Raw genomic sequence first — 13768 nt, 5'->3', positions numbered from 1 at the left:
TCACGCGCTCGTCTGCGTCACGGCTGGCGGCGCCTGCTGGCGGAACAGGATCCGCTGGTAGAGCCAGCCGATCGCGACCAGCACGATGCCGAGCCCCATGAACGACAGTGCGCGCCAGACGCCTGTCAGCGTCGACATGTCGATGACGAAGGCTTTCAGGATCGTCAGCGCGATCACGACAGCGGAGGCGAGCCGCGCGCGCTCCGAATTGACCAAGAGGCCAACGCCGAGCAGCACCACGCCGAAGCCGAGCCAGCCGATCGAATAGGTGTATTGCTCGGCGCCCGTTGTCGCGCCATAGAGCAGCACCGGTCCGTGATAGAAGCGGCGGATCTCCAGCGTCACATATGCGAGAGCGAACACCAGCGCGCCGCCGGCAATCGTGTTGGCATAGGCGGTCGGACGATGTCCTGCCACCGCATAGGACAGCAGCAGCATGAGCACTGCCGGCAGCGCGTAGCCGAGCAGCAGCAGGTTGAACACGAGGCCGCCGACATCGATGCTGCTGAATAGCCACGGATTCTCCAGGATCAGAAGGCCGAACACGCTGATGAGCCCGGCGATCACCGTAAGCACGACCGCGCCGACATTATGCACGATGCTGAGGCTCCTCAGCCGCAGCCGCTCCAGCCCGATCGCCATGGCGAGCGTCACGCAGGCCTGGAGCGCGAATTCGAGCAGCGACGGCGGCGACGTCATGTCGCCGCCGGTGGCGAAGTGACGAATTTCCATGAAGGCGAGCAGCGCGGTGAACAGGATCGCGGCGGCTTCCACCATGCGCAGCGGCGCGTCGTCGCCGCGGCGGTGCAGGAAGCTGCTCGCCGCCCAGAACGACAACGCCGGCACGCCGTAGCCCCACAGCAGCCAGTTGAAGATCGGCGTGGTGCCGACGGCATCGCCAACGATGCGCGGGTCGTACACGATGCGCGCGGTGACGATGCCAGCCAGGATCGCGGCAAGCCAGCGCAGGAAGGCGATCGGCCGCTGGATCGAGATCCAGGCGGTGCCCAGCGACATCAGCGCCAGCGCGATCGTGAGCCAGCCTTTCTCCAGCGCGAAGGTCAGCGCCAATGCCAGCGCGCCGAGCGTGCCGGTGGCGAAGAGGGCAATCGAGATCGCAAGGCCCGGCCGGTTCTCGCGCCGTGAGAGCGCTTCGGTCGCGGCCGCGAAAGCGGCGGCGAGCAGCACGGCGAGGATCGCGAACGGGATCGAGCGGTCGAGATGTGCGATGCGGGCGTAGAGCGCGACCAGGAGCGCAACGGGCGTGAAGGTCGCCGCCGCCGACCACACGACGGGGATGATCGCGGAGGTCGAGCGTCCCTGTGCGAGGAAGCCCACGCCGCCAAAGCCCACGGCGAAGATTGCGGCCATCACGAGGTGCAGCCACACCGAACTGTCGGTCGCGGTCGGTCCGATGCCGGGCAGCGGGCCGCCCGGCAGCACCAGCATGTCGGGGTTTGCGCGCACGGCCCATTCGGCGAACACGATGAAGACGAGCGCTGCCGCCGCACCGAGTGCGCCGGTCGCCGCAGGCGCGCGCCAGGCGACGAACAACGTTCCGGCAACGAGGAGGGTGAACGTGATCAGCGCCAGATCGGCATGCGCGCTCGACAGCACGATCAGCGTCGCGCCGAACAGATAGGCGGCGAGCGAGCCGGAGGACACCGGTTCGATCTGGCCGTCGTCGATGGTCGGGCCGAACATGAAGCCGCAGACCACCAGCAGGGCGGCGAGCACGAAGCCCGCGATCACATGGAAGGCATGCGGGGCGGCGAGTGTCGCTCCGAGGTCGAGACCCGGGAAAGTCCACAGAAGCGCGAAGACGATCGTGGTCACCGCAAGCCAGCGCCACAGCCGGATGCGCGCGAGGCCAAAGCTCGCCGCGCTGACGATCGCGAGGTAAATGTAGAGCGCCCAGTAGTCCGGCTTGTTGGAGGAGACCAGGATCGGCGTGACGAACGCGCCGACCACGCCGAGGCCGGCGAGCGCCGGCCCGTGCAGCAGCGCCGCCGCGAGCGTGCCGAGCGCAACGAGGCCGAGCAGCACGAAGGCGGTCGCAGGCGCGAGGAAATCGTACAGCGCGTAGGCCGCATAGACCGTCGCAAACGCCACCGCCGTGCCGGCCGCGGTGAGGATCGCGGGGATGTTGGCGATCGGCAGCGCCTGGATGTCGGCGATGCTCTCCTTGCGCCGCGTCCATTCGCCGGCGCCAAGCAGCCCCAGCGCGAACAGGCCGCCGAGAAACACACGCACGCCGGGGCCGACGAGGCCGGCTTCGATCGAATAGCGCACCATGAAGAAGCCGCCGAGCGCGAGCGCCAGGCCGCCGATCCACACCACCCAGCGGGTGCCGAGGCGCTCTTCGAGACCCGGCCCCGCAGCCGGCATCGGAGGCGGTGGCGCGGCTTGAGCTGCGTCCGTGTCGATGGGCGGCGGTGTCGCCTCATCGGCGACGAGGGGCGGCGCCAACTCGGCGTCGGGCGCAGGCCGCTCGGCGGTGCCCGGCGTTGAAGCCGCAAGCGTCTGCTCCATCTCCTGCTGTGGCGTGAGCGGCGGCGGCTGGACCTGCCGCGGCGTGTGCAGGCCAGCTTCCAGCGCGCTCAGCCGTCGGCGCAGGTCGGTCGCCTGGTTGGACGCTTTCAATGCAATAAGGAAGGCGGCGATTGCGATCATCACCGCAAAGACGTCGAACGGAGCGTCGAACATAAGGCCTCCAGGCGAGTCGCGAAAAGCGACCCGCGTAACATGCTCTTAGCGCCGGGAGCGGACGCGCAAGCCGGGCGCTGGCCGCTCCTGGAGCACTTCGCGGCGGAAGCGATAGAGTGCTGCCGGCCGCCCGCCGGTCTGTGTCGACATCACGCCGGTCGGTTCGACCAGGGCCTCGCTTTCCACCAGACGACGGAAATTCTGCTTATGCAGGTGTCGGCCGGAGATTGCCTCCACCGTGTGCTGCAATTCCGTGAGTGTGAACTCGGCGGGCAAAAGTTCAAAGATGACGGGACGATACTTCAGCTTTGCGCGCAGCCGGGCAATGCCCGTGGCGAGAATCCGGCGGTGGTCGAACCGCATCGAGAGGCCAAGCGCAGGAAGCGCCTTGCGCGCTAATGCCGCAGGACGCCCGTCGCGCCGCGCTTCCTCGATCAGCCCGGCCTCGTAGAGCAACTCGTAGCGGTCGAGCACGCGCTCCTCGTCCCAGCTAGCTCCCTCGATGCCGAAATTCAGCCGCACGCGATCCTTGCGCGGCAGCGCACGGATCGTCTCCGGCGTTTCCTCCTCGGCCCATTTTGTCAGCGCCGGAATGATGTCGCGGGCGATGATCGCCGGCGGCTGCTCGCGCCAGTCCTCCCAGGGGAAGAAGCGATACCACGGCGCGAACGTCGCGCCCGCCGCGTGCACGCCGTTGTCGGCGGCGCGGGTCAGCGCGAGATAGCCGATCGAGACCATATGCGCGCCGGTATCGGCGGCCTCCGCATGACGGCCGCGATCGCCAAAAGTGTAGAGCTGCTCGACATAGCCGAGCCGTAAGCCCGCCTGCTCCTCGACCCAGGCGCGCAGGCCGATTTCGAAGGTCCGATGTGTCAGCGCATCGAACGGACCGAAGGGCAGGCCCGCGAGGCCATCGCTGCCGCGCGCAGTGAGGATCAGCGGTTCATTGTCCTCGATCGCGACGATCGCGGCAGTCAGGCCGATCTCGATCGGCGTCAGCAGCTTGTCGCTCATCCGGGAAAGGGGTTTTGCGTGGTCATTCGAGCTCGATCACGAACGGACGGCTCTCCACCATCATCGCGCCCGGACCCATCTCATCGAGCGCGCGCAGCATGCGGCCGTCGCGGCGGAGCGCGCGATCGGCGAGCTCGACGATGCGGCGGTTGGGCGAGGCGATCGGGGAGGCAGCGCGGATCTTCTTCGCGATCTCGATCTCGTCGCGATGCGGATTTAGCAAGCATGCTGCGGCAAAGGCGCTCGCGGTGGAGCGGCTGATGCCGGCATAGCAATGCACGACCAGCGGCGCGCTGCGATCCCAGCCGCGAACGAAGTTGAGCACCTGGTTGATATGTCCTTCCGAGGGCGCGACGAAGCCGTCGAGCTCCTCGGTGATGTCATCCATCGAGACTTTCAGATGATTGGCCGGTAGCACCGAGACCGGCCGCACTACTTGCTCGACATTGGCCATCACGGTCAGCACATGGCTGGCGCCGGTGAGACGAACGGTTTCGGGCAGGGCGGCAAGCGAGCAGACGTGGATCATGACGTTCCCTTTGGCAGCCGATTATAGCTGGCGCCGTAGAGTGGGCAAAGGCGCAACGCGCCGTGCCCACCATGCTGCACCTTGCACTGATCGGTGGGCACGCTTCGCTTTGCCCACCCTACGAATAGCCTACGCTACGAAAACACCGCATTGAACCGCTCCAGAAACCGCTTCTCGGCTCTTGCGGCCGTCCACGGCGTCAGATAGTCGCGCAGGACGGTTTCGGGCAGGCCGGGGTCGCGGCCGAACAGACGCCTGGCTTCGCTCTCGCTGAAGCCGGCGAGTTCGGTGGCCTCAAGATACGCCGCGCCGCGATCGGCGGCCTTGATGGCCTGCGTGATCTCCTCGGGCAGCGCCGCCGGCAGGCCGAAACGAATGTGGATGGCGCCGAGCAGGCGCTTCTCCACCGCCTTGTAGTGACCGTCGAGCACCGCCTTGAACGGCGAGATCATGTCGCCGATCACGTATTCCGGGGCATCGTGCAGCAGGGCGGCGAGCCGCAGGCGCTGGTCGACGCGCGGGCTTTCGTGGCGCATCACGGTTTCGACCAGCAGCGTGTGCTGGGCGACGGAGAAGATGTGCGCGCCGGTGGTCTGACCGTTCCAGCGCGCGACGCGCGCCAGCCCATGCGCGATGTCGGCGATCTCGACGTCGAGCGGCGAGGGGTCGAGCAGATCGAGGCGGCGGCCGGACAGCATGCGCTGCCAGGCGCGGGACTGCACGTCGTTTGCGGCGCGCTTTCCGGCCTTCATTTGGCTTTGAGGCGAAGCTTGCGCTGCGTCTTGCCGCAGGACGCGTGGCAATGGCAGTCGACGAGATGGTCGTTGACCATGCCGGTCGCCTGCATGAAGGCATAGACGATGGTGGGACCGACGAATTTGAAGCCGCGCGAGGACAGCTCCTTGGAAATCTGCACCGACAGCGGCGTCGACGCCGGCACGCTCGCCGTGGTCTTGAACTTGTTGACCAGAGGCCTGCCGTCGACAAAATCCCAGAGCAGCTTCGAGAAGCCGGGGCCCTTTTCCATGATCTCCAGATAGGATTTTGCGCTCGCAATCGTGCCTTCGATCTTGGCGCGGTTGCGCACGATGCCGGCATCGTTCATCAGCGCGTGGACCTTCTTCGCGTTGTAGCGCGCGATCTTCTCCGGCTGGAAGTCGTCGAAGGCTTTGCGGAAATTGTCGCGCTTGCGCAAAATCGTGATCCAGGAGAGGCCGGCCTGGAAACCGTCGAGAATCAGCTTCTCATAGAGCGCGCGGTCGTCATATTCCGGCACGCCCCACTCGGTGTCGTGATAGGCAACATACAGCGGATCTTCGCCGGGCCAGGGGCAACGCGTCAGGCCGTCGGCATGCAGGCGAGCGGCGCGGCTCATGCGACGGGCTGTTTCGCTGGAATGCGGACCACATCGGGTTCCGCGAGTCTCACTTCAAGCCCGCCGGCGCTCAGCGTCTGTCCGGCATCGAGCGCGTCGGCGACGCGATCGATGCGCAGCAGCGCAATGCCCTTGCCCTGTGCCGTCGAGCCGATGGTGCCGACCGGCTTGTCGCCGGCGAGGATGGTGGCGCCCGGCTCGGGCGAGGGGCCGTCGAGCAGCACCTTGACGCTGCGGGTGCGCGCGGTGCCGCGATGCTGCATGCGCGAGACCACCTCCTGGCCGACATAGCAGCCCTTGTCGAAATCGACGCCTGCGAGCCGATCCATGTTGGTCTCGTGCGGGAATGCATCGCCATACATGAAATCAAGCCCGCCGCGCGGCACGCCGAGCGCAATGCGATGCGCCTCATATTCGGACGCCTCGACGAGCTCGGCACCGATCAGCGCGGCGAGCTTCTCCTTGAGTTCCGCGGGGATCAGGGTGCGAAACCCGAGCCGCTCGTCGCGCGGGTCGGTGAAAGACAGGTCGGGCTGGGCGGCAGGCGTGCCGTCCCAGCCTGCGAGCACGCCGAGATCATCAGAGAGATTTTCCACAGTGACCTTGGCGCGCAGCTTGTAGAACTTCAGCTTGGTGGCGAGGGTTTCCGCGAGCGCCTTCGGGCAGTCGATCAGGAAGCCGCCGCCATGGCCGGCGGGTGCCTCCGTGATCAGGAAATCCACGATGATCTTGCCCTGCGGCGTCAACAGCGCGCCGAATCGGCCGAGCCCGGGCTTGAGCCTGCCAATATCCGTGGTGAACAGGCCGTTGAGGAAGCTCTGCGCGTCCTCGCCTGTGACCTTGACCACTCCCCGATCGGGGAGAAACGCTGCCTTCATTGCGAAAATCTCTTGCGACATGCCGGCTTCGAACGTAAGCCCGCCCTGCTTAAACGACAAGGCCTCGAGCCCTGCGCCTGAGGGATGAGAGAGACTGATAGCCATGACCCAGCGTTTTGACCTGATCCTGAAATCCGGCACGGTGGTCAATCAGGACGGCGAGGGCGTCCGCGACATCGGCATTGTGGCTGGCCGCATCGCGGAGATCGGATCGCTCGCGCAAGGCGCGGCGGCGGAGGTCGTCGACTGCAAGGGCCTGCACATCCTGCCGGGCGTGATCGACACGCAGGTGCATTTCCGCGAGCCGGGGCTGACGCACAAGGAAGATCTCGAGACCGGTTCGCGCAGCGCCGTGATGGGCGGCGTCACCGCCGTGTTCGAGATGCCGAACACCTCGCCGCTCACGGTGACGGAGGCCGATTTCACCGACAAGGTGAAGCGCGGCCATCACCGCATGCATTGCGATTTCGCCTTCTTCATCGGCGGTACGCGCGAGAACGTGCAGGATCTGCCGCATCTCGAGCGTGCGCCGGGCTGCGCCGGCGTGAAGGTGTTCATCGGCTCCTCGACCGGCGCGCTGCTGGTGGAGGACGATGACAGCCTGCGCCGCATCTTCCAGGTGATCCGCCGCCGCGCCTCGTTCCACGCGGAGGACGAATATCGCCTCAACGAGCGCAAGTCGATGCGCATCGAGGGCGATGCGCGCTCGCATCCCGTGTGGCGCGACGAAGCCGCAGCGCTGATGGCGACGCAGCGCCTCGTGAAGCTCGCGCGCGAGACGGGCAGGCGCATCCACGTGCTGCACATCTCGACCAAGGAAGAGATCGAGTTCCTGCGCGACCACAAGGATGTCGCATCCTGCGAGGCGACGCCGCATCACCTCACCATGTCCGCGCCCGAATGCTATGAGCAGCTCGGCACGCTCGCCCAGATGAATCCGCCGGTGCGCTCGGCCGATCACCGCGCCGGTATCTGGCGCGGCATCGAGCAGGGCATCATCGACATCCTCGGCTCCGACCACGCGCCGCATACGCTGGAGGAGAAGGCCAAGACCTATCCGGCCTCGCCCTCGGGCATGACCGGCGTGCAGACGCTGGTGCCCTTGATGCTCGACCACGTCAATGCCGGCCGGCTGTCGCTCACCCGCTTCGTCGATCTCAGCAGCGCCGGCCCCGCGCGCCTCTTCAACATCGCCTGCAAGGGCCGCATCGCCGCTGGCTATGACGCCGACTTCACCATCGTGGACCTCAAGCGCAGCGAGACCATCACCAACAAATGGATCGCCTCCAAAGCCGCCTGGACGCCTTACGACGGCGTGCGCGTCACGGGCTGGCCGGTCGGCACCTTCGTCCGCGGTAAGCGCGTGATGTGGCAAGGCGAGCTGGTGGCGCCGTCGCAAGGCGAGCCGGTGCGGTTTCTGGAGACGCTGAAGCAGTAGGGTTTGGGTGAAGGGCGGCCGTTGCGCTCAGATGCGCGCAACATTCTCCGCTGTCGTCCTGGCGAAAGCCAGGACCCATAACCCCGACCGGAAGTTGTTATGAAGACTGGTGGCCAACTTCGTTCGCCACAACTCAATCCTGTGGTAATGGGTCCTGGCTTTCGCCAGGACGACACTAGGGAGGCATGGGAGGGCACCAATGACCCGACTGGCACCGCTCGTCACCACCGAACGGCTCGCCGCCATGCTCGGCCGGCCCGACTTGCGCATCTACGATTGCACGACCTACAACGAGCCCGTGCCGCAGGGCAGCGACGTGCCGTACATCGCCGTGCCCGGCGACAAGACGTTCGCGGCCGGCCACATTCCCGGCGCCGATTTCCTCGATCTGCAAGGCGAGTTCTCCGACACCTCCGCACGTCCGCTCTTCATGATGCCGGCGACCGCGCAGCTTGAGGCCGCCTTCGGCCGCCACGGCCTCGATGCCTCCAAGACGATCGTGCTCTACAGCATTGGCAGCATGATGTGGGCGACGCGGTTCTGGTGGATGCTGCGCTCGCTCGGCGTCGATGCGCGCGTGCTGGACGGCGGCTTCGACAAATGGAAGGCCGAAGGGCGACCAGTCGAGCAGGGGGCGCCGGGCGGTTATCCGGAGACGATATTCAAGGCCGCGCCGCGCGAGGGCTTCTTCGTCGACAAATCCGCCGTGCTGGCGCGGATCGACGATTCCTCCACCATGATCGTCAACGCGCTCGGGCCACAGTTTCATCGCGGACTGGAACCGAGTCGCTATGGCAGGCCCGGCCGCATTCCCGGCAGTGTGAACGTGCCGGCCGCAACGCTCGTCAATGCCGCCGACAAGACGCTGACCGCGCTCGCCGATGCCGAAGCAAAGTTCGCGGCCCAGGGCATCACGCGCGACAAGAACGTGATCTGCTATTGCGGCGGCGGCATCTCGGCGACGATCGATCTCCTCATGCTGACGCAGCTCGGCTACGACAAGCTCACGCTCTACGACGGTTCCATGGGCGAATGGGCCAGGGATCCCGGGCTGCCGATCGAGACGGACAAAGAGTAGATTGGCGGGAACCTTTTGGGCGGGCCTGCATCCAATGTGCGGAAAAGCTGGAGACGAGCCGTGACCGCCATCCGTCGCACTGCAATATCGGAAGCCACAGGCCTGACCGAGGCCGAACTGGTCGAGCGCGCCCGTGCCCGCGACGAGGCGGCGCTGCGCGCGATCATGCAGGCCAACAATCGCAGGCTCTATCGGCTGGCTCGCGGCATCCTGCGCAACGACAGCGAGGCCGAGGATGTGGTGCAGGAGACCTATGTGCGGGCGTTTACGCATCTCGACGGCTTTCGCGGCGAGTCCGGCCTGTCGACCTGGCTGTCGCGCATTGCCATCAACGAGGCGCTCGGCCGGGTGAGAAGCCGGAAGATGCACGTCGAGCTCGGCGCGCTGCCGGAGGCAACGCTTGAAGCCCAGATCATCCAGTTTCCCGTGTCCTCCGCCGCAGGCGATCCGGAAAAATCCATGGCCCAACGTGAAATCCAGCGCGTCGTCGAGCACGCGGTCGATGAACTGCCCGATGTCTTCCGCATGGTCTTCATCGCGCGCGTGATGGAGGGTATGAATGTCGAGGAGACGGCAGATCTGCTCGGCGTCAAACCGGAGACCGTGAAGACGCGGCTGCATCGGGCTCGCGCAATGCTGCGGGAAAATGTCGAGAAGAAGATCGGACCGGTGGTGATGGATGCGTTCCCGTTCGCAGGTCACCGTTGCGAGCGCCTGACCGAGATCGTGCTGAAGCGGCTCGGCGTCGGCGCGTAATTTTCTCGGGAACGTCAGCGCCGATTCTCCATCCAACGCCTGTGAGGTCATATGCCGGGAACGACCGGCAACACAGGAGTGTCAAGCCATGTTCATCCGATGCAGCGCGGCCATCGCCACGATCGCCCTTCTGATCACCCCTGCGCTGGCGCAAGGCGCAAAGCCCACTGATCCGCAGATTGCGCATATCGCCTACACCGCCGGCGTAATCGACATCAACGCCGCCAAGCAGGCGATGAAGAAGGCGAAGAACAAGGACGTGAAGGCATTCGCGCAGGACATGGTGCGCGACCACGAGGCAGTGAACAAGCAGGCGCTCGCGCTGGTCAAGAAGCTGAACGTCACGCCGGAGGACAACGACACCAGCCGCACGCTGTCGAAGCAGGCGAGCGACAAGCTCGCCGAGCTCGGCAAGCTCAACGGCGCGGCCTTCGACAAGGCCTATGTCGAGAACGAGGTCGCCTATCACAAGGCGGTCAACGGCGCGCTCGAGACCCAGCTCATTCCATCGGCGAACAATGCGGAGCTGAAGGGGCTGTTGCAGACGGGTTTGAAGATTTTCCAGGGCCATGAACAGCATGCCGAGCACGTCGCGGCCGAGCTGAAATAGGCGGGAGGCGATGATGCCGGGACGGCTGTTGGCGATGATCGCAATCGTGCTCGCGTCGATGCTGGTCCAGGCACGCGCCGCGACCGTGCAGATCTCGATGGAGAATCTCGAGATCTCGCCGGCCGAGGTCTCGGCGAAGGTCGGCGACACCATCGAGTGGGTCAACAAAGACGTCTTCGCGCACACGGCGACGGCGAACAACGGCGATTTCGACGTGAGCCTGCCGGCGAAGAAATCGGCGACGTTCGTCGTGAAGAAGAAGGGGGCGGTGGAGTATTATTGCCGCTACCATCCGAACATGAAAGCGACGCTCAAAGTAGAGCCGTGACGTTTTCTTGTCGGTATCGGGAAAAACTCCCCGGCGCTTTGCGGACTATTGCTTATCTCGTGACGCGCGCCTTCGTGCGATCATGAGCACAGCCATCGCGACCTGTCGTGGGGTCATTCATCCCTAGACTTCGCCCCGCCTCTCCCGGCGGGGTGATTTTTGGCTACTGCTTCGCCAGTCCGACCGAGAACTCGCCGTTGCGAATGCGGGCGGGAAAACCCTCGACGAATTTCGCCACCGCATCCTCGCCATAGGTGCCGACGAGCTCGGCGAGCGCGGCGAACAGGCTCGCCTGCGCGAGACAATCGCCGTCGACGCCGTCATGGCGCGCTTCCGCCCATGCCTCGTTGAGATAGCTGAGCGCGGCCTGCTTCTGCTCGTGGTCGGGCAGTGGCGCGCGGGCGGGGGCGTAGGACACGGGAATGCTCATGAAGCTCGGAACAGGCTGGAGGCGCGATCCACTGCGATGCGCTGCGTGAGAGGTGTAGCACGCAGATTAACGCCGCCTAGGCCACATCTTTAGGAAAGGTTAACGGAGGTGAACAATGTGGATGAGTTGTTCCAGCGACACGTCCGGTAGTGCCAAATCCTCATGGTGAGGAGGCGCGGAACGCGCGTCTCCGGACGATGCTTCGCATCGCCGGGCGAACCATGCAGGCCCGGCTGATGCAGCTCGACCTTACATCCTTCGAGACGCCTGCTCCGCAGGGATGAGGGTTGGCAGTTGAAGGCGGCGGCAATTCAGTTCGCGTAGCGCGCCGTGAGGTCGCGGGAGATCTTCGAACCTTCCTCGATGTAGCGGCGGATCGCTACCGTCGCGGCCGGCGTACAGCTCCGGTAGGTCTGTTGAAAACCGTTATAGCCGCGGTTGAAGCCGGCGATCATGCGGGTGCGGCGCTCGCCGGAGGGGGTTTCGGCGTCGATCAACGCCTGCATCTCGTTGCGCCATTTGTTGCCTTCGTTGGCCCCGCAGATGCCGCGCAGATAGTGCAGGCCGCCGAGGATTTCCGCCAGCCGCTGCAAATCGCCGTCGAACGGCGCAGCCACGTCCTGGGCCCGGGCGGGCAGGACGGCGCAGGCCAGAATCAGGGCCAAAACGGCCGGAAATCGCGTGGACATCGGCGGCGTGTATGCCCCTTAAGGGCGGCAGACGCAAGGCGGCCACACGGGCCGTCAGGACCCGATCAGGCGCTTTGCGGCCTGGATGACTTCGTCCAGCCCGCCGGTGAGCTTGAGGTTGCCGAGGCTGCCCAGCGCGTCGGGAGCGAGCCAGCGGAAATCGTCGAGCTCCTCGTTCAGAACCGGCTCCCTGGCCGTCCAGCGCGCCGCAAAGGACATGATCAGGTAGTGGCCGGCACCGCCGGTCGACGGCAGCACCTCGCGCCAGCCGGCAAGGCCGACGATGTCGATGGCGAGCCCGGTTTCCTCGTCGACCTCGCGCGCCAGCGCCTGGTGCAGCGATTCGCCGAATTCGACCCGGCCGCCCGGCAGCGAATAGAAGCCCTTGGCCGGCGAGCGGGCGCGGCGAACCAGCAGCACCTTGCCGTCGCGGAAGATCGCGGCGCTGACCGCGAGCTGGGGATGGCGCGGCTGCATGGCGTCGGCCTCAATTCGACATGATGGTATCGACGTCGGCTTCCGCGCCGCCGTTGATGATGCCGCCGCACGCCGCGATCAGCGGCTTGACCCAGAGGGTGGCCTGCTCGGCCAGCCGGACGCGCGTCGTATCCTTTTCGACCTCGCGCATCGCCGAGCCGACCGCGGTCAGGATCGAGGTCATGGTGTCGGTGATGTGGTCGAACTGGGCGCGCACGTTGGGGGCGGCCTTCTCATAGGCCTCGATCGCGAGATCGCGCGCCTTGAAGTTCGAGGCCGTGAAATGCTCGGCATAGGACAGCGGCGTCCAGGTCAGGAAGTCTTCGGCGCATTCCGGCATGTCCGGGACCATTTCGAGCAGCATGACGGCTTCATTGAAATGGTTCAGATAGTCGGTGGCAAGCCCGGTCAGCGGGTTGATGTTGGCCACGCGCAGCCGCTCAGCCCAGGCCGCCGCCTCGGGGCCCGTCACTACATGTGTCCGCGCGGGATCGGAGACCATTGAGCTCATCGGCCGCAGTGTTAACGTTCGGGGTTAAAAGGTGCTGAACGGAACCTATATAGGCCCTCAAGGATGTGCGGACGCTTTGTCATAACCTCGGCCCCGGCGGCCTTGCGGCAACTCTTTGGCTATCTCGAGCAGCCGAATTTCCCGCCACGGCACAATGTCGCCCCGACACAACCGATTCCGGTGGTGCTCATCGACAAGGGCGCGCGGCATTTCCAGCTCATGCGCTGGGGGCTGTTGCCGACCTGGGTGAAGGATCCCCGTGGTTTTACGTTGCTGATCAATGCGCGCTCGGAGACGGTGCTGGAAAAGCCCGCCTTCAAGAACGCGATTCGGCGGCGCCGCGGCCTGATTCCGGCCGACGGTTACTACGAGTGGAAGGCGGTGGACGGCCGCAAGCAGCCCTATTTCATCCATCGCGCCGATGGGCAGCCGCTCGGCTTTGCCGCGGTGTTCGAGACCTGGGTCGGGCCGAACGGCGAGGAGCTCGACACGGTCGCGATCGTCACGGCGGCTGCGAGCGAGGATCTCGCCGCGCTGCATGACCGCGTGCCGGTGACGATTTCGCCTGACGATTTCGAGCGATGGCTCGACTGCCGCGGCGACGAGGTCGATGCGATCCTGCCGCTGATGGCCGCCCCGCGCATTGGCGAATTCGCCTGGCACCCGGTCTCCACCCGCGTCAACCGCGTCGCCAATGACGACGCGCAGCTTTTGCTGCCGATCAGCGCCGAGGAGATGGAGGCGGAGGCGCCGCAGTCGAAGAAGGTGGCGCGAAAAGCAGCTGCAGCGCCAGCCGATGACGGGCAGGGCTCGTTGTTTTAGGTGGCGACGCCGCTTACTCCGTCGTCATCCCGGACGAGCGCAGCGAAGATCCGGGATCTACCGTGTCGGTTGTCAAGCAATGGCAGCTCCTTTCCAGGGCTGACCTGACTTGAGGACGGCGTTGGCG

Annotated in this window: 16 protein-coding genes; 6 read left to right on the top strand and 10 right to left on the bottom strand. The window is 65.7% G+C overall.

Annotation, left to right across the window (positions count from 1 at the left end; translation table 11 throughout):
- The 6 genes from Q2941_RS21140 to ygfZ form a co-directional block, all read right to left on the bottom strand.
- Complete coding sequence (locus Q2941_RS21140; protein ID WP_458193620.1) at positions 1-2706, bottom strand: DUF2339 domain-containing protein; 2706 nt, start codon at positions 2704-2706, stop codon at positions 1-3.
- 45 nt (positions 2707-2751) lie between these two features.
- Positions 2752-3720 (bottom strand): NUDIX hydrolase, encoded by a 969-nt coding sequence (locus tag Q2941_RS21135; RefSeq protein ID WP_027524309.1) that lies wholly within the window; start codon positions 3718-3720, stop codon positions 2752-2754.
- A gap of 22 nt (positions 3721-3742) precedes the next feature.
- Positions 3743-4249, bottom strand: coding sequence for a tyrosine phosphatase family protein (locus Q2941_RS21130; protein WP_027524310.1), 507 nt, complete (start codon positions 4247-4249; stop codon positions 3743-3745).
- Positions 4250-4383: 134 nt separating this feature from the next.
- Positions 4384-5001 (bottom strand): YfbR-like 5'-deoxynucleotidase, encoded by a 618-nt coding sequence (locus tag Q2941_RS21125; protein WP_254107833.1) that lies wholly within the window; start codon positions 4999-5001, stop codon positions 4384-4386.
- Complete coding sequence (locus tag Q2941_RS21120) at positions 4998-5624, bottom strand: DNA-3-methyladenine glycosylase I (RefSeq protein WP_027524312.1); 627 nt, start codon at positions 5622-5624, stop codon at positions 4998-5000. Before Q2941_RS21120 ends, Q2941_RS21125 begins: the two co-directional genes overlap by 4 nt.
- Positions 5621-6502: a CAF17-like 4Fe-4S cluster assembly/insertion protein YgfZ gene (ygfZ, locus tag Q2941_RS21115; RefSeq protein ID WP_458193619.1), complete on the bottom strand. Its 882-nt coding sequence runs from the start codon at positions 6500-6502 to the stop codon at positions 5621-5623. The genes Q2941_RS21120 and ygfZ overlap by 4 nt, the downstream gene beginning before the upstream one ends.
- A 103-nt stretch (positions 6503-6605) precedes the next feature.
- Between ygfZ and Q2941_RS21110 the strand changes: the two genes are divergently transcribed.
- The 5 genes from Q2941_RS21110 (at position 6606) to Q2941_RS21090 (ending at position 10712) form a co-directional block, all read left to right on the top strand.
- Positions 6606-7940, top strand: coding sequence for a dihydroorotase (locus tag Q2941_RS21110; RefSeq protein ID WP_458193618.1), 1335 nt, complete (start codon positions 6606-6608; stop codon positions 7938-7940).
- Positions 7941-8139: 199 nt separating this feature from the next.
- Complete coding sequence (locus tag Q2941_RS21105) at positions 8140-9018, top strand: sulfurtransferase (protein ID WP_254107822.1); 879 nt, start codon at positions 8140-8142, stop codon at positions 9016-9018.
- A 69-nt stretch (positions 9019-9087) separates the two neighbouring features.
- Entirely contained in the window at positions 9088-9774 is a 687-nt protein-coding gene (locus Q2941_RS21100) for an RNA polymerase sigma factor (RefSeq protein WP_458193650.1), read from the top strand.
- 88 nt (positions 9775-9862) lie between these two features.
- Positions 9863-10384, top strand: coding sequence for a DUF4142 domain-containing protein (locus Q2941_RS21095; RefSeq protein WP_458193617.1), 522 nt, complete (start codon positions 9863-9865; stop codon positions 10382-10384).
- A 10-nt stretch (positions 10385-10394) separates the two neighbouring features.
- Positions 10395-10712, top strand: a complete 318-nt coding sequence (locus tag Q2941_RS21090) for a cupredoxin domain-containing protein (protein WP_027524318.1) — start codon at positions 10395-10397, stop codon at positions 10710-10712.
- 163 nt (positions 10713-10875) lie between these two features.
- On the opposite strand, the gene Q2941_RS21085 is transcribed toward Q2941_RS21090, so the two are convergent.
- The 4 genes from Q2941_RS21085 to Q2941_RS21070 all read right to left on the bottom strand — a co-directional run bounded on the left by Q2941_RS21085 (position 10876) and on the right by Q2941_RS21070 (position 12819).
- Positions 10876-11142 (bottom strand): hypothetical protein, encoded by a 267-nt coding sequence (locus tag Q2941_RS21085; protein ID WP_027524319.1) that lies wholly within the window; start codon positions 11140-11142, stop codon positions 10876-10878.
- A 311-nt stretch (positions 11143-11453) separates the two neighbouring features.
- A complete protein-coding gene (locus Q2941_RS21080) occupies positions 11454-11831 on the bottom strand; it encodes a TIGR02301 family protein (RefSeq protein ID WP_027524320.1) in 378 nt (125 codons plus the stop codon).
- A 54-nt stretch (positions 11832-11885) separates the two neighbouring features.
- On the bottom strand, positions 11886-12308 hold the full coding sequence (locus Q2941_RS21075; protein ID WP_458193616.1) for an NUDIX hydrolase: 423 nt from the start codon (positions 12306-12308) through the stop codon (positions 11886-11888).
- Between the two features lie 10 nt (positions 12309-12318).
- Positions 12319-12819, bottom strand: coding sequence for a hypothetical protein (locus Q2941_RS21070; RefSeq protein WP_458193615.1), 501 nt, complete (start codon positions 12817-12819; stop codon positions 12319-12321).
- A 63-nt stretch (positions 12820-12882) separates the two neighbouring features.
- On the opposite strand from Q2941_RS21070, the gene Q2941_RS21065 reads away from it, so the two are divergent.
- Positions 12883-13641 carry an SOS response-associated peptidase gene (locus Q2941_RS21065; protein WP_027524323.1) on the top strand — a complete coding sequence of 253 codons (759 nt, stop codon included), beginning with the start codon at positions 12883-12885 and terminating at the stop codon, positions 13639-13641.
- The last annotated feature ends 127 nt before the right edge of the window (positions 13642-13768 follow it).

It is taken from the genome of Bradyrhizobium sp. UFLA05-153 (assembly GCF_054185185.1).
The sequence above is the reverse complement of the archived record's forward strand: the minus strand, read 5'-3'. Positions and strand labels throughout refer to the sequence as shown.